This is a genomic window from Pseudomonas sp. 9.1(2019), from assembly GCF_009910445.1.
Classification (GTDB): Bacteria; Pseudomonadota; Gammaproteobacteria; order Pseudomonadales; family Pseudomonadaceae; genus Aquipseudomonas; species Aquipseudomonas paraversuta.
The window spans coordinates 1,131,916-1,152,759 of sequence record NZ_VBWF01000010.1 but is presented as its reverse complement, the minus strand read 5'-3'; the positions used below and the strand labels follow the sequence as shown (position 1 = coordinate 1,152,759).

General features: G+C 59.3%; 21 protein-coding genes. 12 read left to right on the top strand and 9 right to left on the bottom strand.

Going from position 1 to position 20,844, the window contains the following annotated elements:
• Positions 1-181 precede the first annotated feature (181 nt).
• Together recQ and FEZ21_RS18560 are read left to right on the top strand one after the other, a co-directional pair.
• Positions 182-2,311, top strand: coding sequence for a DNA helicase RecQ (gene recQ / locus FEZ21_RS18565; protein ID WP_003441720.1), 2,130 nt, complete (start codon positions 182-184; stop codon positions 2,309-2,311).
• Positions 2,312-2,430: 119 nt separating this feature from the next.
• A complete protein-coding gene (locus FEZ21_RS18560) occupies positions 2,431-2,865 on the top strand; it encodes a MarR family transcriptional regulator (RefSeq protein ID WP_003441722.1) in 435 nt (144 codons plus the stop codon).
• Positions 2,866-2,944: 79 nt separating this feature from the next.
• Here FEZ21_RS18560 and FEZ21_RS18555 read toward each other — a convergent pair whose 3' ends face one another.
• Complete coding sequence (locus tag FEZ21_RS18555; protein WP_010656455.1) at positions 2,945-5,128, bottom strand: patatin-like phospholipase family protein; 2,184 nt, start codon at positions 5,126-5,128, stop codon at positions 2,945-2,947.
• Between the two features lie 70 nt (positions 5,129-5,198).
• On the opposite strand from FEZ21_RS18555, the gene FEZ21_RS18550 reads away from it, so the two are divergent.
• Positions 5,199-5,486 (top strand): SelT/SelW/SelH family protein, encoded by a 288-nt coding sequence (locus tag FEZ21_RS18550; protein ID WP_010656454.1) that lies wholly within the window; start codon positions 5,199-5,201, stop codon positions 5,484-5,486.
• Here the strand turns inward: FEZ21_RS18550 and FEZ21_RS18545 are convergent.
• From FEZ21_RS18545 to FEZ21_RS18535, 3 genes are all read right to left on the bottom strand, one after another.
• The gene (locus tag FEZ21_RS18545; RefSeq protein ID WP_003441727.1) at positions 5,480-6,373 is read right to left on the bottom strand and encodes a DMT family transporter; all 894 of its coding nucleotides are present in this window, start codon (positions 6,371-6,373) and stop codon (positions 5,480-5,482) included. The two genes, FEZ21_RS18550 and FEZ21_RS18545, sit on opposite strands and share 7 nt — an antisense overlap.
• A 77-nt stretch (positions 6,374-6,450) precedes the next feature.
• Positions 6,451-7,212, bottom strand: a complete 762-nt coding sequence (locus FEZ21_RS18540) for an AraC family transcriptional regulator (RefSeq protein ID WP_160628107.1) — start codon at positions 7,210-7,212, stop codon at positions 6,451-6,453.
• Between the two features lie 83 nt (positions 7,213-7,295).
• A complete protein-coding gene (locus FEZ21_RS18535; protein WP_003441731.1) occupies positions 7,296-8,750 on the bottom strand; it encodes a TrkH family potassium uptake protein in 1,455 nt (484 codons plus the stop codon).
• A 118-nt stretch (positions 8,751-8,868) separates the two neighbouring features.
• Here FEZ21_RS18535 and FEZ21_RS18530 point away from each other — a divergent pair, with 118 nt between their 5' ends.
• Positions 8,869-9,429 carry a nitroreductase family protein gene (locus tag FEZ21_RS18530; RefSeq protein ID WP_010656453.1) on the top strand — a complete coding sequence of 187 codons (561 nt, stop codon included), beginning with the start codon at positions 8,869-8,871 and terminating at the stop codon, positions 9,427-9,429.
• Positions 9,430-9,541: 112 nt separating this feature from the next.
• Here the strand turns inward: FEZ21_RS18530 and FEZ21_RS18525 are convergent, their stop codons facing one another.
• From FEZ21_RS18525 to FEZ21_RS18505, 5 genes are all read right to left on the bottom strand, one after another.
• On the bottom strand, positions 9,542-10,876 hold the full coding sequence (locus FEZ21_RS18525) for a HAMP domain-containing sensor histidine kinase (protein ID WP_160628106.1): 1,335 nt from the start codon (positions 10,874-10,876) through the stop codon (positions 9,542-9,544).
• A 78-nt stretch (positions 10,877-10,954) separates the two neighbouring features.
• A complete protein-coding gene (locus tag FEZ21_RS18520) occupies positions 10,955-11,383 on the bottom strand; it encodes a Spy/CpxP family protein refolding chaperone (protein ID WP_003441736.1) in 429 nt (142 codons plus the stop codon).
• 167 nt (positions 11,384-11,550) lie between these two features.
• Positions 11,551-12,228 (bottom strand): response regulator transcription factor, encoded by a 678-nt coding sequence (locus FEZ21_RS18515; protein ID WP_003441747.1) that lies wholly within the window; start codon positions 12,226-12,228, stop codon positions 11,551-11,553.
• Positions 12,229-12,309: 81 nt separating this feature from the next.
• Positions 12,310-12,609, bottom strand: a complete 300-nt coding sequence (locus tag FEZ21_RS18510; protein ID WP_003441750.1) for a YciI family protein — start codon at positions 12,607-12,609, stop codon at positions 12,310-12,312.
• Between the two features lies 1 nt (position 12,610).
• Positions 12,611-13,213, bottom strand: coding sequence for a septation protein A (locus tag FEZ21_RS18505; RefSeq protein WP_003441752.1), 603 nt, complete (start codon positions 13,211-13,213; stop codon positions 12,611-12,613).
• 84 nt (positions 13,214-13,297) lie between these two features.
• Between FEZ21_RS18505 and FEZ21_RS18500 the strand changes: the two genes are divergently transcribed.
• From FEZ21_RS18500 to arfB, 8 genes are all read left to right on the top strand, one after another.
• Positions 13,298-14,161, top strand: a complete 864-nt coding sequence (locus tag FEZ21_RS18500) for a PHP domain-containing protein (protein WP_003441754.1) — start codon at positions 13,298-13,300, stop codon at positions 14,159-14,161.
• 13 nt (positions 14,162-14,174) lie between these two features.
• A complete protein-coding gene (locus FEZ21_RS18495) occupies positions 14,175-14,804 on the top strand; it encodes an L-threonylcarbamoyladenylate synthase (protein ID WP_003441755.1) in 630 nt (209 codons plus the stop codon).
• A 128-nt stretch (positions 14,805-14,932) separates the two neighbouring features.
• Positions 14,933-15,631: a ScpA family protein gene (locus FEZ21_RS18490; RefSeq protein WP_165439780.1), complete on the top strand. Its 699-nt coding sequence runs from the start codon at positions 14,933-14,935 to the stop codon at positions 15,629-15,631.
• A 12-nt stretch (positions 15,632-15,643) separates the two neighbouring features.
• A complete protein-coding gene (gene scpB / locus FEZ21_RS18485; protein ID WP_160628105.1) occupies positions 15,644-16,594 on the top strand; it encodes an SMC-Scp complex subunit ScpB in 951 nt (316 codons plus the stop codon).
• Positions 16,595-16,693: 99 nt separating this feature from the next.
• Positions 16,694-16,885: a DUF1289 domain-containing protein gene (locus FEZ21_RS18480; protein WP_003441761.1), complete on the top strand. Its 192-nt coding sequence runs from the start codon at positions 16,694-16,696 to the stop codon at positions 16,883-16,885.
• Between the two features lie 144 nt (positions 16,886-17,029).
• Entirely contained in the window at positions 17,030-18,226 is a 1,197-nt protein-coding gene (rluB, locus tag FEZ21_RS18475; protein WP_003441763.1) for a 23S rRNA pseudouridine(2605) synthase RluB, read from the top strand.
• 660 nt (positions 18,227-18,886) lie between these two features.
• On the top strand, positions 18,887-20,308 hold the full coding sequence (locus FEZ21_RS18470) for an amino acid permease (RefSeq protein ID WP_003441764.1): 1,422 nt from the start codon (positions 18,887-18,889) through the stop codon (positions 20,306-20,308).
• Between the two features lie 87 nt (positions 20,309-20,395).
• Entirely contained in the window at positions 20,396-20,809 is a 414-nt protein-coding gene (arfB, locus tag FEZ21_RS18465; RefSeq protein WP_003441766.1) for an alternative ribosome rescue aminoacyl-tRNA hydrolase ArfB, read from the top strand.
• The last annotated feature ends 35 nt before the right edge of the window (positions 20,810-20,844 follow it).

Here is a 20,844-nt window from a genome sequence, read left to right as displayed (position 1 = left end):
GTGATCGGTAGTGCAATCACAGCGCCCTGCGGGGGGGAGTGCTCGGGTATACTGCCGCGTTTTGTGATGCCCTGCAGTGAATGCAGCGGATCCCGCGCCCTGCGCCCGAGCTGTCGAATCAGCTTGAGGCCGCGCCGGATGCCGCTTGTGCAGGGGTGTTTCGGCGATTTCTGGAGTTTTTATGCTCGAACAGGCTCAACGCGTACTCAAGGACATCTTCGGCTACGACAGTTTCCGTGGCCGTCAGGGTGACATTATTGAGCGCGTGGCCAGTGGTGGCGACGCTTTGGTGCTGATGCCTACCGGCGGTGGCAAATCCTTGTGTTTCCAGGTTCCGGCGCTCCTGCGCGATGGCCTGGCGGTGGTGGTGTCGCCATTGATCGCATTGATGGACGATCAGGTGGCAACCCTTGAAGAGCTCGGGGTGGCGGCAGCGGCCTTGAACTCGACGCTGAATGCCGAGCAACAGCGTGACCTGGCGAACCGGATCAAGCGCGGTGAAATAAAAATGCTCTACCTGGCACCTGAACGCCTGGTACAGCCGCGCATGATGGCGTTTTTGCAGAGCCTGGACATCGCCCTGTTTGCCATCGACGAAGCGCATTGCGTGTCCCAGTGGGGCCACGACTTCCGTCCCGAATACCTGCAGCTGGGCCAGCTGGCCGAAGTGTTTCCCAATGTGCCGCGGATTGCCCTGACTGCCACGGCGGACAAGCGCACCCGCGAAGAAATCGTTACCCGTCTGCACTTGCAGAACGCCGAGCGGTTTTTGTCGAGTTTCGACCGCCCCAACATTTTTTACCGCATCGTGCCTAAAGAGCAGCCGCGCAAGCAGTTGCTGGCCTTCCTTTCCGAACGCCGCAGCGATGCGGGCATCGTCTATTGCCTGTCGCGCAAAAAAGTCGATGAAGTGGCGCAGTTCCTGTGTGATCAGGGTTTCCCGGCACTGCCGTATCACGCCGGCCTGCCCAGCGAGACGCGTGCAGCCAACCAGAAGCGCTTTCTCAATGAGGAGGGGCTGATCATGGTGGCGACCATTGCGTTCGGTATGGGGATCGACAAATCCAACGTGCGCTTTGTCGCGCATCTGGATTTGCCCAAGTCCCTTGAGGCGTATTACCAGGAAACCGGCCGGGCCGGGCGCGATGGCTTGCCCGCCGACGCCTGGATGGCCTACGGCCTGCAAGACGTGGTGATGCTCAAGCAAATGCTGCAAAACTCCGAGGGAGATGAGCGGCACAAGCGTCTGGAGCATCACAAGCTCGATGCCATGTTGTCTTTGTGTGAAGAAACCCGCTGCCGCCGGCAGACCTTGCTCGCCTATTTCGACGAAGACATGCCGCAACCCTGCGGGCACTGCGACAACTGTGTGGATGGCGTGCAAACCTGGGATGCCACCGAGCCTGCGCGCCAGGCGCTGTCGGCGATTTATCGCACGGGTCAGCGCTATGGCACAGGTCATTTGATCGATGTGTTGCTGGGCCGCGAAAACGAAAAAATCCGCAGCATGGGTCATCAGCATTTGTCGGTATTCGGTGTGGGCAAAGCCCGTGCTGAAGGCGAGTGGCGCACACTGTTCCGTCAATTGGTGGCCCGTGGTCTGGCCGATATTGATATCGAAGGCTACGGCGGTTTGCGATTAAGCGACAGCTGCCGGCCGTTGTTGCGCGGCGAAGTGACTTTGGAACTGCGCCGCGAGCTCAAGCCGCAAACCACGGTCAAGAGTAGTTCCGCCAGCCCGGCCAGCCAACTGGTGCGTGGCGAAGAGCGCGAGCAGTGGGAGGCCCTGCGGGCCTTGCGGCGCAAACTGGCCGAAGAGCACGGGGTGCCGCCTTACGTCATCTTCCCCGACTCGACCCTGCTGGAAATGTTGCGCAGCCAGCCCACCTCGTTGTCCGAGATGGCTGCAGTCAGCGGCGTAGGTGCACGCAAGCTGGAGCGCTACGGCGAGGCCTTCCTCGAGGTTCTGGGCGGGCAGGCCGAAACCCCGAAAGTGGTGGCCGACATCCGTCACGAGCTGATCAGCCTGGCCCGCGCCGGCATGACGCCATTGCAGATTTCCGGGCAGCTGCAATGTTCTGAAAAGAACGTTTATACGATGCTGGCTGAAGCAATCGGCCGTCAGGAATTGTCCCTTGAGCAGGCTTTGGACTTGCCCGAGGAGCTGATGGGCGAAGTGCAGGACGCGTTCCTGGATGGTGAGGGCGAGCTGCCAAGTGTGGCCAGCATTGCCGAGCAGTTCAAAGGCCGGGTACCTGAAGGCGTGCTGTATTGCGTGCGTGCGGCACTGCAGGCCGAGTTCGAAATGTAGTGCTGGTTATTGATATGTAACGAATTGATTGACTTATAGGTCTTGCCTATGTGCAAGCTCCATGCTTAGCTGGCTAACAATTAGGTTCACTCTTTTTCAGTCTAACCATTGAGTTTTTTATGCCTTTAACCGATCAACACCGCTTTGGCATGCAGTTGGCCCAAATGTCCCGTGGCTGGCGTGCCGAGCTGGATCGTCGTCTTGCTGGTCTTGGTTTGTCGCAAGCACGTTGGCTGGTGCTGTTGCACCTGGCGCGTTTTGAAAATGTGCCTACCCAGCGCGAACTGGCCCAGAGTGTCGGGGTTGAAGGGCCGACCCTGGCCCGCTTGCTTGACAGTCTTGAAGCTCAGGGGCTGGTGCAGCGTCATGCTGTGGCCGAAGACCGGCGCGCCAAGAAAATTGTATTGAGCGATACCGCCCGGCCATTGATCGCCCAGATCGAAGCCATTGCCACTGCGTTGCGCCAGGAACTGTTTGTGGGCGTAGACGAAGAAGAGCAGCGCATCTGCATGCGCGTTCACCAGCGCATCCTGGATAACCTCGAAAAACACTGATCAAAACCCTGCAGGAGCGAGCTTGCTCGCGAGCTCTAGAGGCTCGCGAGCAAGCTCGCTCCTGCAGGGTTAGTACTCCTTAGAATGTCTGGCCCAGATTCAGGTACAGCGCTGTTTGATCATCATCGTTAAAGCCATAGCTGAAGTTGAGCGGGCCCAGGGGTGTGTCGAAGCCGATGAAAATGCTCGCGGCATTGATGTAGCCGCTGTCGAATTCATTGTCGTTGTTCCAGGCCCGCCCGCGCTCCAGTGACGCGCCGGCATACAGCGGGAAATCAAACGGCAAGTACGAACGTGGAGTGAGGCGGCGGTAGTAAACCGCGCGCATCAAACTGACGTTTTGCCCGGAAATCGCATCTTCCCTGAAGCCCGACAACTGTCGTGCACCACCCAGCAAGAAGCTCGATGTCACCACGTTGGCCTTGTCCAGCGTGCGCCCGTAGCGCCCGCCCAGAATCCAGGTGTTCGGCCCGTAACTCAACGCCTTGTCCAGATGAAACTCCCACTGGCGATAACGCTCATCAGAGCCAATCCCCGGCTCAAATTGGCGCACGCTCAGGCTGATGTCCTCACCCTCATGGGGGAAGTACACGTTATCCAGCGAATCGAACGAGTATTTCAGGTCATAAAAGCCTTCATTGAAGCTGGTGCTCGGCAAGTCGCGTTCGCCAATTCGCACATTGGCTTCGCCCCAGGCCTCGCCAACGCCAAGGCGGATTTCACCGCTGTTGCCGATCTGACGACCAAAATTCAAGCCAAAACCATAGCGTTCCAGGCGGTATTCGGCGATTGGATCGTTATCGAGGATCGACTCCACGTTCTGCGAATGGGCGTTGATATAGGGCGCAACAAAATACCGCGAGCCGGCATCCAGTGGCTGATAGAACTCGCTGTACAACTCTTGCTGATCGCCGATTTGTACCCGCGTCAGCCACTCGGCACCCAGCCGGTTGATGCCGTTGACCCGATAGCTGGCACCGATGTTGAACGCGCTGTCGCCGCGCATATCGTCTGAAAGGTTGAGCCCCAGCCGCAGGTAGTCAGTGCCGCTGCGCTTGCCCCGGGCGCTGATCACCAGGGTGCGGTCCTGACCTTTGTGCACCACGCGGTATTGCACCTGTTCGAAATAGTCCAGCCCGTACAGCGTGCCCATATCCCGATGCAGACGGCCCAGGTCCAGCGGTTCACCCACCGGCTGGCGAATGTAATAGCGGATCACCGAGTCGTCTATTTTCGAATCATTCTCGATCTTGACCGCGGTGATTACCGGGGTGCGCTCCTCAGGTGAGCGGGCGGCATCGAGTTGCTTGTCCCCGGGCTGGCGCAGGCTGATCAGGCGTTTTTCGAGGGCCTGGGTGGCGCGATAGCCAGCGTTGATAATGTCTTGCGAACGACCAAAATCGGTGACCCCAAAACTGGCCAGCGCAGGCTGGATCAGTATGTCTTCCGGCTTCAGGGACGCAAGCTGCACCTCGGAGTTGCTGCGGGTCATCAATGTGATGGACTGGTTGAGGATGTCGAACACGGTGTTGAGCTGTTTGCGCCCGCGCAACGGTGTGCCGATATCCACCACAATGACCAGGTCCACCCCCATTTCGCGGGCTACGTCCACCGGGATGTTGTCGACCATGCCGCCGTCGACCAGCAGTTGACCGTTGATTTCTACGGGGGCAAACACCGCCGGAATCGACATGCTGGCGCGGATCACCTGAGGCAAGTGGCCTTTACGAAATACCACTTTCTCGCCATTGACGATGTCGGTAGCCACAGCCCGGAAGGGGATCGGCAGTTTGTCGAAATCACGGATGTCGCTGCTGTGGGCCAGCAGGCTTTCGAGCAGCAGCGACAGGTTTTGCCCCTGAATCACTCCCAATGGCAGCCCAAGGCTGCCATCGTCGCGAAAGCTGAGTTTCTGTTTGACCAGGAAGTCGCGGTCATCCTGCTTGCGCCTGAACGGGATGTCTGCCCGGGCCGGAGCATCGGACAGGGCTTCTTGCCAGTCGATCCCCAGTGCGAGCTTTTCCAGTTCGTCGATCTTGTAGCCCGAGGCATACAGGCCGCCGATCACTGCGCCCATGCTGGTGCCGGCGATGGCATCGACGTGAATGCCCTGTTCTTCAAGTGCCTTGAGCACGCCGACGTGGGCCAGGCCACGGGCCGCGCCACCGGAAAGCACCAGGCCGATCTTGGGATGTGGATTTTCGGCGGCAAACAGTACCAGCGGGGATAAACACAAAAGCAGGCAAATCAGCAGGCGGCGCATCATGAATCTCTGGGCAAGCGACAAAGGTGGCTATTATAGCGGCGCCTTTCACTTCAGGAGCCCGAGAAACATGGCAGTCAGCAAACCGGAAATTGTTATCACCTATTGCACGCAGTGTCAGTGGTTACTCCGTGCGGCATGGCTGGCCCAGGAGTTGCTCAGCACATTTTCCGATGACCTGGCGCAGGTGGCGTTGCAGCCGGGCACCGGCGGGGTGTTTCGTATTACCTGCGATGGCGTGCAGATCTGGGAGCGCAAGGCGGATGGCGGCTTTCCCGAAGCTAAAGTGCTCAAGCAACGGGTGCGCGACCAAATTGATCCGCAACGTGATCTGGGGCACAACGACCGGGTTCAGTGAGGGTTGGTCGCCAATACGGGCTTGCCCGGTGCAGGTCCGCTGGCCATGCGGCTCGACACGACAATCGCGACGATGATCAGCACCCCGCCCAGCAGCATGGGCAAGGTCGGCGTCTCGTGAAACAACAGCCAGGCCAGGGTGATGCCGTACACCGGCTCCAGGGCGAAGACTACGGCGGCGGTGCGGGCTTTGATCACCGCCAGGCTGGCGACAAACAAACTATGGGCCACGCCCGTGCAGAACACCCCCAACAGGCCGATCCACAGCCAGTCCAATGGCCGCACTTGACCCAGGCCAGGCGCGGCGAAGGGTAGCAGGCACAGGGCAACCACGGCGTTCTGCCACATCGCCGCCTGCACCGCAGGCAGCCGTCCCGAGCAGGCCCGGTTATTGAGGGACAGCAACGAAAACAGCAGGCCCGAGGCAATCGCCCAGAGCAAGCCTTCGGTGGCCTGGCTGGCCAGATCAAAGGTCGGGGTGACCAGGATCAGCCCGACGCTGACCAGTATCACCAGGATGATTTCGTTGAGCCGGATCCGTTCGCGAAAAATCAGCCCTTCAAGGATCACGGTAAACGCCGGAAAGCTGGCAAAGCCCAGGGTTGCAATGGCCACCCCGGCAATCTTTACCGAGATGAAAAAACTCACCCAGTGCCCGGCCAGCAGCAAGCCGCTGAGCAGCAGACCGCGCACGTCGCGCAATGTCGGCTTGCACCACACCGTGTGTCTGGCCAGCCCGGCAAAGCAGGCGAGGGCAAGCACTGCAAAACCTGCCCGGCCGAACACGATAATCGAGGCCGATGCGGCGGCCAGTTTGCCGAACACGCCGGTCAGGCCGAACATCAATGCGCCAATATGCAGGGCGCCCAGGGCAGTACGCGGAGTCATTGCAGTCCTTGAATCAATACGGGCAAGGCCTGCAGTCTAAGGTGCGGGGGGCAGGCCCGTCTGTCGCCAGACTCGCGTCAGTTGTCGCCAGACTCGCGCCGCAGCGCCGAAGGCGAGGCCCCGAACTCGCGGAGCATGGCGGCAGCAAAGGCGCTTTGCGAGGTATAGCCGACGCGGCAAGCGACTTCCCCTATGGGCAGCCTGCTACGGCGCAGCAGGCTTAGGGCACTGTGCAGGCGGCGTTGGCGAATGTAATCCATCGGCGTTTGCCCGCATTCACTGATAAAGCGGCTGTGCAGGCGCGTGCTGGATAACCCTGCGATACGTGCCAGATCAGCCACCTGCAGCGGGTAGGCGGCGTTTTGGTCGATGTAGGCATCCAGAGCTGCCAGGGGCAGGCGTTTGGGGGGCGGCGAGTCAGGGGCGAGCGTGTTTAAACTGGCCAGCAACAGGATTGCCCCCTGACGGGAGATCAGCGGGTCGCTGACCGCACTGCTGGCCAGCCAGTTGACCAATTGATGCTGCATGGGGTCCAGAGACAGCTGTGCGGCGCTGTCGAGCAACCGGCGGCTGGCGTCGGCGTGCTGGCCCAGCGATTGGCCTAGCCAGTCTTCTTCGCCGGGTACATCGAGTACCAGGCATTGGCTGCCTTGTTCGCTTTCGCAGGTGTGATGGGCGCCTGCCGGAACCACCATCAGATGTTGCCGATGCAGTCTGCTGGCGCGGCCATCCACCTCGAAATCGAGCTTGCCTGAGAGGCTGATCACCACCTGCGGGTGCTCATGGCTATGGGCGATCACCTCTTGGCGGTAATTACGCAGTGACAGGATCTGGCCCATGGTGATCTGGTCTCTGTAAGTGGTCTGCAGGAGCGAGCCTTTATCAGAACAGCTCGCTCCTGCAGGGTATGCCGATTCATCTTTTAGTGCCGCCAGAACGCCGGGATGCACAGTACAAACACGGTAATGATCTCCAGGCGCCCGAGCAACATGCCCAGTGACAGGATCCACTTGGCCGCGTCCGGCAGGCTGGCGAAGTTGCCGGAAGGCCCGATGGTTTCGCCCAGCCCGGGGCCTACACCGGACACTGTGCTGGCAGCGCCGGTGAGGGCGGTCATCCAGTCCAGCCCCAACAACGACAGGGCCAGGGCAATCACGCAAATGGTGATGGCAAAGAAGAACGAAAAGGTCAGGATCGAGCGCACGATTTCTTCGTCGAGGCGGTGGCCATTGTACTTCTGCTTGATCACTGCCCGCGGGTGAATCAGTTGGTTGAGGTTGGCCTTGAGCAGAATGTAGGCAACCTGAAAGCGGAAAATCTTGATCCCGCCTGCGGTGGAGCCCGAGCAGCCACCAATAAAACCGAGGTAGAAAAACAGCATCAGCGAGAAATTGCCCCACAAGCTGTAGTCGCCCAGTGCAAAGCCTGTCGTCGTCACCACTGAAGTTACGTTCAGCGCCACATGGCGAAAGGCGTCCCCCCACGGCATGTTGGTGGTCCACCAGAGCCAGGCGCTGAGCACCAGCCAGGTGACCAGCAACAGGCCGAGCAAGCCTTGTACCTGCTGATCCTTGATCAGCGCCTTGCGATGGCCGCGCAGGGTGGCGACGTACAGGGTAAAGGGCAGGCTGCCCATGATCATGACTACGATAGCGACCCAGTGCACCGCAGGCTGTGACCACTTGGCCAGGGACTTGTCCGAGGTTGAAAAGCCGCCGGTGGAAATTGCCGACATGGCATGGTTGATCGCATCAAACACGCTCATTCCGGCCCACCAGAAGGCCAGGCTGCCAAGAATGGTGATGCCGACATAAGTGGCCACAATCAGGCGGGCCACCATATGCGAGCGTGGCATGACTTTTTCGGAACGGTCTGACGACTCGGTCTGGAACAGGCGCATGCCGCCGATTCGCAACAGCGGTAAAATCGCTACCGCCATGCCGATAAAGCCGATGCCGCCGAGCCAGTGCAGCATCGAGCGCCACATCAATATGCCGGGCGACATGGTGTCCAGACCGCTGAGTACCGTTGAGCCGGTAGCGGTGATGCCGGACATGCTTTCGAAAAACGAGTCGGTGTAGCTGATGTGCTGTGTCAGCAAAAACGGCAGGGCGGCAAATACACACACCACTACCCAGCTGGAGACGGTCAGCAGATACATGTCCCGGGGGCGCAGGTGTACTTGCTCGGGGCGTCCGGGAATGACCAGTGCCAATCCGGCCAGAAAGGTGATCAGGCTGGCCCACAGAAAGGACGGCAGATCGCCCATGTGGTCAAAAATCACCAGTGTCAGCATAGGTACGGCCATGCTGATCGCGAGCGTAATCAGGAAGATGCCGATAATGAAACCGATGATGCGTAAGGTCGGCAACGCCATGAAGTCAGCTCGGGATGAAAGAGGGGCGCCATTCTACCTGTGGGGCGGGGTATGTAAACCGCCAGCCCTTGGCTAGATACCGTTAGAATAGCCGCACATTTTCTTCAGGAGGTGGCCAATGGAGGCTCTCGACGCTTTGCTCAACCGTGTTTCTGCCCCGCGCCTGCTCGATCCGGCGCCAACGGCTGAGCAACGTGAAGTACTGTTTGCGGCTGCTTTGCGTGCGCCGGACCACGGCCAGTTGCGCCCTTACCGGTTTTTGACGGTGGAAGGCGATGCGCGGCATCAGCTGGGTGAAATCCTCGCCGGAGCCGTACAGGCCCAGGGCGGTGAGGTGACGCCGGCAGCATTGGACAAAGCCCGGGCCATGCCGTTGCGCGCGCCATTGGTGGTTGTGGTGGTGGCCCGCCTGCAGGACCACTTCAAAGTGCCCAGGGCCGAGCAGTTGATCACCGCAGGTTGCGCGGCTCACGCCATTGAACTGGCAGCCTACGCCCAGGGCATTGGTGCGGTATGGCGCACGGGCGAGCTGTCATATGCACCGCAAGTGGCCAAAGGGCTGGGGCTGACAGAGGGCGAGCAGGTGGTTGCGTTTCTGTACCTGGGAACTGCGCAGAATGAACTGCGTGCCGCGCCGAAGGTGGATACGGCTGAGTTTGTGCAGCAGTGGTCGGCGTGAATTCCTTGCAGGAGTGAGCTTGTCTCGCGCTGCAGGCACTTCGGTTTTTCTGAGACACCAAGGTGATGCAATCGCGAGCAAGCACGCTTCAAGGGTTTATTGATTCGCGGGTCTAAAGAGTGCCGTTCGGCTCCAGTGGCAACTCCAGCGTGGCAACAAATCCTCCGTCCGGATGATTGTTCAGCACCAGTCTGCCGCCATGGCGTTCTGCCGCGCGACGGGCTATGGCCAGACCCAGGCCATGTCCGGCCGCCGTCTGGCCGGGCGCACGGAAGAACGGCTCGCCCAATTGCGCCAGATATTCCCCGGGCACTCCGGGCCCGTAATCCCGCACGCTGATGCTGATGAGCTCGCCTTCACGGCAGGCCTTTAATTCAATCGGGCGTCCGGGCGGGCTGAAACGTTGCGCATTGCGCAGCAGATTATCCACCGCGCGCTCTATCATTGTCGGCCACCCGCCAAGGCTCAAGCCAGGTTCTGCCGTGAGTTGTACCGATTGCTCGGGAGCCGCCAGCGAGGCATCTTTTTGTACCGCCTGGAGCAGCCCGTTGAGCTCGATGGGCTCGGCACTGGCCTGGTCGGCATCAACCCGTGCCAGGGCCAGAATTTCGCTGATCAATGACTCCAGGCGGTCGCACTCGCGGGTCAGGCGCGGCCAGAGTTTCTCGCGCTCTTCGGGCCCGGCGCGTTCTGCCAGTGCCAGGGCGATACGCAGCCGGGCCAGTGGCGAGCGCAGTTCATGGGACACATCACGCAGCAATTGGCGCTGGCTGCCAATCAGGCTTTGCAGGCGTGCGCCCATGCGGTTGAAGTCGGTGGCCAGCACCCCGAACTCATCGCGCCGTGAAGCCAGTCGCGCCAGGCTGTTTTGCTGGTAGGTGGTTTGGCCCAGGTCATGTACAGCTACGCGCAGGCGACTCAGCGGGCGGGTGATCGACAGGGTGACCAGCAAGCTGAACAGGGTCAGCACCACCAGTGCAATTCCCAGCGCGCTGAGCGGCCAGATCAGGCTTTGGCGATGCCAGGCATCCAGCTCCGGGTGCGGGATGCGATAAATCAGCAAATAGGTTTCAGCGGTTTTCGGGCTGGTGTACTCGACGGTCAGGCGGCGCCACGGCAGTTGTTCTTCACCGGGATGCTGGCGTGCCTCCCATGCGGCAGCCCGACGTGGAAACGTACCGCGTACCACAGGGTCGCCACTTTCGTTAAGGACCTGTACGTCAATGTGATAACGGCGTTTACGCTTCTCGAGGAATTCTTGCGCGGCATCGGCGCCCTGGGTTTCGTAGCGTTCAGTCCACTGCTGCGCCAGATTGGCGATACCGGGATGCCGGCTGAGGATCCAGGCGTCCTGATTGAGCATGTGCCCCAGCAGGAGCGACAGCCCTGCGACCAGGGCAATCGCCAGCCAGAAGCTGGCGAGAATGCGCCAAAACAGTGATCGCACGGTAATTCCTCGCAGTTAATTGATCAGAACGCGTAAAGCCCAACGGCCAGGGGTCGTTGGGCTTGAGGGTTGCGCGAATTATTGCGCTTTTGGAGCCTGTTGTGCTTTCCACTCTTTGAACTGTTTCCACTCTGCCTGACGCTCGGCACGTTTCTTTTGCATCTCGTCGAAGGTCTTCTGCTGATCAGGCTTGAGCACGGCCCGGATCTCGCTTTGGGTTTTGTCCTGCTTGGCCTTGATCTCGTCTTTCAAGGCTTGCTGGTCGGCAGCCGGCAGTTTTTCCAGATATTTTTCGACCAGTTGCTTGCGATCATGCATTTGCTGGCCCATCAATTTGCCGATTTGCTGGCGCTGTTCGCGGCTCAGGTCCAGTTGGCTGTAAGGGGCGTCGCCGCGACCGTGCTCACCGCCGTGTCGTGGACCCATTGGGCCGTCACCACCAGGCATGGCCATTGCGACGGTTGGCAGGGCAGCAGCAAACATCAAAGCAATTAGAGTCTTACGCATGGTGTGTCTCCTTCATGACAGTTCCGGTGAATCCGGATGTGCTCAGTGTAGGGAGATCAAGGTCAACCGCTGTCAGGCGAGGGTAAAGCTTGGGTAAAGAGGGTATTGCTGCGGATTTACATAACAGGCTTATGTGGGAGCCGGCTCCCACAGAGAAACGTGGTGCTTCAGGCGCTATAGAAGTAACCCCGGCTGCGCAATGCGACGATGCGCGGGCGGCCATCGGGGTGGGGGCCAATCTTTCTGCGCAGGTTACTGACATGCATGTCCAGGCTGCGGTCGTACAGGGTCAATTTGCGGCCCAGGGCGATCTGTGCCAGCTCCTGCTTGTCCAGCGGCTCTCCCGGCTGGCGCAGCAAGGCCTCGAGCAAACGGCTTTCGGAAACGGTCAGGGTGATGTCGTGCTGGTCGATAGTGGCCACGCCGCGCATCGGGCTAAAGCACAGGTCTCCCAGTTCTATCTGGCTGGATACCGCGGTCGGGTGGCTGCGGCGCAATACAGCCCGCAGACGGGCGGTCAGTTCGCGGGGGTCGCAGGGTTTGGCCAGATAGTCATCGGCGCCCAGTTCGAGCCCGAGAATACGGTCCAGGGGTTCGCCGCGTGCTGACAGCATCAGCACCGGCAATTCGGGGTGATCCTGGCGTAGTTGCTTGAGCAGTTCCAGACCGCTGCCGTCAGGCAGCATCACATCCAGCACCACGGCATCGGGGCTGGATTCGCTCAACGCCTTGCGGGCACTCTGACCGTCGTGGCAAGCGCGTACCTGAAAGCCTTCCTGGCTCAACCAGCTGCTCAGAAGCTCGCACAGCTCCTGGTCATCATCTATCAGTAACAGGTCGCTCATGGCTTACTCGATTTAGCCAGTGCCGACGGGGTACAGGTCGGTCACTGGCAAAGATACTGCAATCACACTGTGCCGTAGGGGTTACGGCAGTACTTGCTTGAACGGCTTGACGATCACATTGGCATATACGCCGGCTGCGACGTAAGGATCCGCGTCGGCCCAGGCCTGGGCAGCGCTCAGGGAGTCGAACTGGGCCACGACCAGGCTGCCGCTGAAGCCGGCTGCGCCAGGGTCATTGTTGTCGATGGCCGGGTGCGGACCTGCCAGCACGATGCGGCCTGCATCCTTGAGTTGATTCAGGCGTTCAAGGTGGGCCGGGCGTGCAGCCAGGCGGGCATCGAGCGAGTTGGCGACGTCGGTAGCAATAATTGCGTAGAGCATGTCAGTCCTCGGTTTTTGAGTTGGTCGGTGCAGGTTCGGTGTCATGCAGGTGACGCGACAGATAAACACCCTGGGCTATCAGGAACAGCACGGTCATGCCCAGGCTGCCGAACACCTTGAAGTCGACCCAGATGCTTTGATAGGTGAAGGCAACGAACAGGTTGGCAGCGCCACAGAACAGGAAGAATACGATCCAGGCCAGGTTCAGGCGGGTCCACACCGCATCGGGAAGGGTCAGTGCATGGCCCATGATGCGTTTGATCAACAGTTTGTCGCCGATAAAGTGGCTACCGGCAAATGCCAGTGCAAACAGCCAGTTTACGACTGGCGCTTTCCACTTGAGGAAGGTTTCGCTGTGGAAAGCCAGGGTGAGGCTACCGAACACCAGGCAGGCAATCAGGGTCAGCCATTGGCTCTTTTCGAGCTTGCGCTGCTTGATGAATAAAATGCCGTAAACCACCAGTGAACTGATGATCAGCATTGCCGTAGCGCTGTAGATACCGCCCACAGACAAGCTGTGCCCGGCGATTTCGACGATGCGAGGTTCGATTTTATAGACGATGAAAAACAGTAACAGCGGGATGAAGTCGATGAATTGTTTCACAGTGGCAGCCAGAAGCAGGATGTGGCGGCATAATAACAAACATCAATGACAGCGAAAGCGTCAGCTAGAGGTTATTAAATTCCCGTGGAAATTGACTTGCATTGCCATAGCACAGCTTCTGATGGCGCCCTGGCGCCGGCGGTACTGGTTGCGCGTGCGTTCGAGAAAGGTGTGCGAGTCCTGGCCCTGACCGATCACGATACACTTGAAGGCCTCGACGAAGCCCGCGAAGCGGCGCTGGCGTTGAACATGACGTTGATCAATGGCGTTGAATTGTCGTGCACCTGGGGTGGAGCGACGATTCATGTGCTGGGCTACGGCTTCGATGTCAATGCTCCGGCGCTGGTTGAGGCCATAGCCAGGCTCCACGATGGGCGCTGGCTTCGGGCGCAGGAGATCAGCCGCAAGCTTGAGCTCAAAGGCATGCCCGGAGCGCTTGAAGGTGCGCGAGCCATACAGCAGACCCTGGGCGACAGCGGCAATGCTCCGGCCCGCCCGCACTTTGCCGATTTCCTGGTTCAGGCCGGCTTCGTCAAGGATCGCGCCGAGGCGTTTCGCAAATGGCTGGGGGCCGGCAAGCTGGGTGACGTCAAACTGCACTGGCCGACCCTTGAAGACACGGTCGCCACCTTGCGCGCGGCCGGGGCCTGGGTCAGCCTGGCGCATCCTTCGCATTACGATTTCACCCGCAGCAAGCGCCGCCGGCTGATTGGCGACTATATTCAAGCCGGGGGTCACGCGATTGAAGTGGTCAACGGGCATCAGCCGGCCGAGCAGGTCGGCAGCCTGGCGATCCTGGCGCGTGAGTTCGGTCTGCTGGTCAGTGCCGGCAGTGATTTTCATGGCCCTGGAGGTTGGTCCGAGATCGGCGAATATCGCCCGATCCCCGAAGATTTGCCGCCACTTTGGCGTCGATTCAAATATGACCAGCCCGCTGCCAACGTCTGAACAGGGAAACTCTGTGAGCCAATTTTTCCAGATTCATCCGGAAAACCCGCAACCGCGGCTGATCAAACAGGCCGTCGAGATTATCAAAAAGGGCGGGGTGGTGATTTATCCCACCGATTCATCCTATGCCCTGGGCTGTCAGATGGGCGACAAGCACGCCATCGAGCGCATCAAGCGCCTGCGTAATCTGGACGACAAACACAACTTCACCCTGATGTGCTGCGATCTGTCGCAACTGGGTTTGTTTGCCAAGGTTGAAACCGGTGTGTTTCGGCTGCTCAAGGCCCATACACCGGGGCCCTACACCTTTATTCTGAACGCCACCCGTGACGTTCCGCGGCTGCTGCTGCACCCCAAGCGCCGGACTATTGGCGTGCGGGTGCCCAGTCATCCGATTGCCCTGGCGCTGCTTGAGGAGCTGCGGGAGCCGCTAATGAGCGTGACCCTGATCCTGCCGGGTGAAAAAGAGCCGATGGAAGATCCTTACGAAATTCGCGATGCCCTGGAGAAGCAGGTTGACCTGATCATCGATGGCGGATTCGGCGGCAATAAAGCCTCGACCGTGATCAGCCTGATCGACCTCGAACCTGAAGTGGTGCGCGTGGGTTGCGGCGATCCGACGCCGTTTATGGTCGAGGCCTGATGTCTGACGTCGAAACCATAGAAGGCGTTGATGCCCAGGCCGGTGCCCAGCAGGAATTGCCGTTTGCCATGGTATATGGCCAGGCCGTCATCGAAATGCCGCTGGACCTGTACATTCCGCCGGATGCCCTGGAGGTGTTTCTCGACGCCTTTGAAGGCCCTCTCGACTTGCTGCTGTACCTGATCCGCAAGCAGAACATCAACATTCTCGATATCCCGGTGGCGGAAATTACCCGCCAGTACATGGGCTATGTCGAGCTGATGAAAACCGTGCGCCTGGAGCTGGCTGCCGAATACCTGGTCATGGCTGCCATGCTGGCCGAGATCAAGTCGCGCATGCTCCTGCCGCGCTCGGCCGAGATCGAGGAGGACGAGGGCGATCCCCGGGCCGAATTGATCCGTCGTTTGCAGCAGTACGAGCGGTTCAAGGCGGCGGCTGAGGGGCTGGATGGGTTGAGCCGGGTAGGGCGCGATGTGATTGTGCCCAAGCTCGATGCGCCCGAAGCCCGGGCGCGCAAGCTGGTGCCCGATGTAGCGCTGGAAGAGTTGCTGATGTCGATGGCCGAAGTCTTGCGCCGTACTGACATGTTTGAAAATCACCAGGTCAGCCGCGAAGCCCTGTCGACCCGGGAGCGGATGAGCGATGTGCTGGAACGCCTCAAAGGCGGCGGCTTTGTACCGTTTGTCGAACTCTTCACCGCCGAAGAGGGCCGTCTGGGTGTGGTTGTAACCTTTATGGCCATTCTTGAACTGGTCAAAGAGTCACTGGTCGAGTTGGTACAGAATGAACCCTTTGCGGCAATCCATGTGCGGGCGAGAGCCGAATAAAGAGCTGAAACCATGAATTTGACTGAACCCCGCGAGCTGGCGCCCTTGCTCGAGGCCTTTTTGTTGGCCTCGGGAAAGCCGCAAAGCCTTGAGCGGTTGTTTGAACTGTTTGAAGAGGGTGAGCGGCCCGAGCCGCCCGTGTTCAAAAAAGCCCTGGAATTGTTACGCAAGTCCTGCGACGGACGGGCTTTCGAACTCAAGGAAGTAGCGTCGGGCTACCGCCTGCAGATACGCGAGAAGTTTTCACCCTGGGTCGGGCGCCTGTGGGAAGAGCGTCCGCAGCGCTATTCGCGGGCCATGCTCGAAACCATGGCGCTGATTGCCTATCGTCAGCCGATCACCCGCGGCGAAATCGAAGATGTGCGTGGCGTGGCGGTTAACAGCCATATCGTCAAAACCTTGCTTGAGCGTGAATGGATCCGTGTAGTGGGCTACCGGGACGTGCCGGGTAAACCTGCCATGTTCGCCACCACCAAAGGCTTTCTCGATCACTTTAACCTGCGCAACCTCGACGACTTGCCGCCCCTGGCCGAGTTGCGCGAGCTGGAACCGGACCCGATCCTCGACTTCGATGACGCCCCGGTGCCGGCCCACCTGCAGGCCCTGGCCGATGAAAGTGCCGAGCCCGAAGAGCCCAAGGATGAGACCAGCTTCCGTACCTTGCTGGTGGAACTGGACACCATGGAGGAGGGTCTTAAAACCGACTTTGATGACCTGCTTCGCGATGGCGCTCCTGTCGAAGAAGCCCTGGTTGCAGTTGAAGTGCTTGAATCAAGTCCGGAGCCGGAGCCGGAGCCGGAGCCGGAGCCGGAGCCAAGACTTAGCGCCGCCGAGTTGGCGCGTGAACGGTTGCGCGCTGCCGTGGCGGCACTGGAAGCGCGGTCAACCCTGAGCGAGGAAGAGCTCGAGGCCCGGGCCTTGGCCGAAGCCATCGAACAAGAACGCCGCGAACAGGAAGACTGACGCCCCCTTTGCAGGAGCGAGCTTGCCTCGCGATCTTTCGAGCTTTTAAAAGATCGCGAGGCAAGCTCGCTCTTGCAGGGCCAATCCCGAGGACTTTGCATGAGTTCAACCAAAGACCCCTGCATCGATATTTGTAAGTTCAACGACGATATCTGTATCGGCTGCGGTCGCACCAAGCGTGAAATCAGGGCCTGGAAGAAGCTCGACAAGGAAGACAAGCGCATCGTGCTGGCCGAGTCGGCCTTGCGATTGCTGGCCCTGGACGCCACCGGTCGGCGGAAAAAGAAGTAAGTCTTGCAGTTCATGACTAGGCTTTGATGCGTTATGCGCCACATCAGCGTATGATTCGCGACCCTCAAACGCTCGCTCGAGCTGAGAGACCCCATTTTCAACACCTCAGCTATTGCCTGAGTTGACACACCGGGAGGTGCCCAGATGAGTGATCTAGACCCTAAAGACAGCCAGGAAATTGGCCCAGCAGGCGAAAAACTGCAAAAAGTTCTCGCCCGTATTGGCGTGGGTTCGCGTCGCGACGTAGAGAGTTGGATCAGCCAGGGCCGGATCAAGGTCAATGGCAAGGATGCAACCCTGGGTCTGCGCGTAGACCTGCATGACGCCATTTCCATTGATGGCAAAGTGATCAAGCGTGAAGAGGCAGCCGAATCGGTTCGCCGCGTGATCATGTACAACAAACCCGACGGCGAAATCTGCACCCGTGACGACCCTGAAGGCCGTCCGACCGTGTTTGACAAACTGCCGCGTCCAAAAGAAGGCCGCTGGATCAACATCGGTCGACTGGACATCAACACCACCGGCTTGCTGATGTTCACCACCGACGGTGAGCTGGCTAACCGCCTGATGCACCCTTCCTACGAGATGGACCGTGAATACGCGGTACGTGTACGTGGCGAAGTGGATGACGAGATGATCGAGCGCCTCAAGGCTGGCGTTGTGCTGGAAGACGGCCCGGCGCGTTTCACCGACATTAAGCAGGCTCCGGGCGGCGAAGGCTTCAACCATTGGTACCACTGCGTAGTGATGGAAGGTCGTAACCGTGAAGTGCGTCGTCTGTGGGAATCCCAGGGTCTGGTGGTCAGCCGCCTGAAGCGCGTGCGTTTCGGTCCGGTGTTCCTCAACTCCGACCTGCCGATGGGTCGCTGGCGCGAAATGAGCCAGTTCGAGGTTGATATCCTCAGTGCTGAAGTCGGCCTCACGCCGGTTGCCATGCCGCAGATGAACGCCAAGAGCAAAGACAAGCTTGAGCGTATGCAGCGTAAATCGTCGCGCCCTGTGGCCCGTACCGATCGCGTTGCCCGTACCCTGCGTCCGGCCGAAGGTGCGCCACTGGCTCCGCGTCCAGCACGCCAGCCGCACATCGAAGGCGAGCGCCCGGCGCGTCCGGCCCGTGATGAAGCAGCCCGTCCGGCCCGTAAGCCGGCCGGTCGTACCGATCGTGTACCTGCGGGTCGCGGCGCGCCGGTTGCAGAGCGTCCGAGCGAAGTGAACAAGCGTTCGCCCAAGCCAACCCGTTCGGGCCCCAAGCTGGTCGACGATGCACCGTCGGGCAAGCGCCGTGGCGCACCGGCAGGTTCGGGTCAGCGCCCGGGCTTCGGTCGCCGCAAGCCGCAATAAGCGTTAATCTGTAACGCGGTACAAAAAACGCCAATCCTTCGGGGTTGGCGTTTTTTTATGCCTGCAATTAACCGCGGATGCAGCAGCAGCGAGCTTGTCTCGCAATCTTTTGATTTTTTCAATCGCGAGGCAGGATGCTCCTGCAGATAATGGTTTTAAAATGGAAAGATTTCGTTACGGGTCGTAAAGTGAATGCTACGAAATCAATGGCTTATGGGCGAATTACTTCTGAAAATGGCTTGGTGTAACGAAAATTTTCCGTAAAAAGCACCGTTCGCCGCATTTCCGGCAAAAAACCGGCTTGTTTAGTGTTGCCAACAGCGGTGTGATGGGATCTTGCCTACGTGCGGGTGTACAATGCGCCGCGTTTTAACTGTGACCCAATTGCGTACCCGCGCATTTTGCGCCACATCGACGATATGCCGATGGGCCAAAACTTCGAGGCTAACCCGCCTTGTTAACTCCGCAATGCCACAAGCGTTGCGGGTTCGATTCCGTCACAGATAAAAACAAACAGGTGACGCATGACTCGTGAAACAACCTTGGATTCCTGGCGTCTGCGCTGGGGTTTGATTTGTGTTGTAGACCTTTCGATCACTGCCTCTGGTGCTCAAGTTACAACGCACTGAATCACATCAAACCTTGTGTGGGACCCTTTCAATGAGTGGACAAACCTCGCATTCGGGCGAGCTTAAACGCGGCCTGAAAAATCGTCATATCCAGCTGATTGCCCTTGGTGGCGCGATTGGTACCGGCCTGTTTCTCGGTTCTGCCGGGGTACTGAAATCGGCCGGCCCGTCAATGATTCTGGGTTATGCGATCTGCGGCTTTATTGCCTTTATGATCATGCGCCAGCTGGGCGAAATGATCGTCGAAGAACCGGTAGCCGGCTCTTTCAGCCACTTTGCCCATAAATACTGGGGCGGCTTTGCCGGCTTCATGTCGGGCTGGAACTGCTGGGTGCTGTATATCCTGGTGGGCATGTCGGAGCTGACAGCTGTCGGTAAATACGTGCACTACTGGTGGCCCGAGATCCCGACCTGGGCTTCGGCAGCAGCCTTCTTTGTCCTGATCAACGCGATCAACCTGACCAACGTCAAAGTATTTGGCGAGGCCGAGTTCTGGTTCGCAATCATCAAGGTGGTGGCCATTGTCGGCATGATCGCCCTGGGCAGCTATTTGCTGGTCAGCGGCAGCGGTGGCCCCCAGGCATCGGTGAACAACCTGTGGGAGCACGGCGGGTTCTTCCCCCATGGCATCACCGGTCTGGTAATGGCCATGGCCTTTATCATGTTCTCCTTCGGCGGCCTGGAAATGCTCGGCTTTACCGCAGCAGAAGCCGACAAGCCGCGTACCGTAATCCCCAAGGCGATCAATCAGGTGATCTACCGCATCCTGATTTTCTACATCGGTGCTCTGGTGGTTCTGTTGTCCCTGACCCCGTGGGATTCGTTGCTGGAAACCCTGAATGCCGGTGGCGACAGCTACAGCAGCAGCCCGTTCGTGCAGGTGTTCTCGATGCTGGGCAGCAACACCGCTGCACACATCCTCAACTTCGTGGTCCTGACCGCTGCATTGTCGGTGTACAACAGCGGCACCTACTGCAACAGCCGGATGTTGCTGGGTATGGCGCAGCAGGGTGATGCACCTAAAGTGCTGTCAAAAATCGACAAGCGCGGCGTGCCGGTCAACTCGATTCTGGCTTCGGCAGCGGTGACGGTAATTGCGGTTCTGCTCAACTACCTGATGCCCCACGATGCGCTGGAACTGCTGATGTCGCTGGTAGTGGCCACGCTGGTGATCAACTGGGCGATGATCAGCTTCTCGCACTTCAAGTTCCGCCAGCACATGGACAATACCGCGCAAACGCCGCTGTTCAAGGCGCTGTGGTATCCATACGGCAACTACATCTGCCTGGCATTCGTGGCGTTCATTCTGGTGATCATGTTGCTGATCCCCGGCATTCGCGTATCGGTATATGCGATTCCGGTGTGGGTAGCCTTCATGTGGCTGTGTTACCTGATCAAGAACAAGCGCGCGCTGCAGGCATCGGCAGCAGCTTGCAGCCCGGCTGCCAAGTAAGCTGAGCGATAAACCCAAACCCGGCCATTGCGCCGGGTTTTTGGTTTGTGGGGTATCCTGCAAGCCCTGAAGACGGACCCATTTTTGATGCTGGTGATTTCCAACAACGTTCATATTCCCGATAACGAGATCGAGCTGACAGCCATTCGTGCTCAAGGCGCAGGCGGGCAGAACGTCAATAAAGTCTCAAGCGCGATGCACTTGCGCTTCGACATAGCCAACTCGTCCTTGCCGCCGTTTTATAAAGAACGGCTGCTGGCGCTGCGTGACAGCCGCATTACCAGCGATGGCGTGCTGATCCTCAAGGCACAGCAATATCGCACTCAGGAGCAGAACCGGGCGGATGCCCTGGAGCGCTTGGCAGAATTGATCATCAGCGCCACCAAGGTCGAGAAAAAACGCCGCCCGACCAAGCCGACCTTAGGCTCGAAAAAGCGGCGGCTGGAGTCCAAGACCAAGCGTGGCAGCATCAAGGCCGGGCGGGGCAAGGTGGATTTCTGAACCCGTCACTTCTATCTCGTGAGCTGCTGCAACCT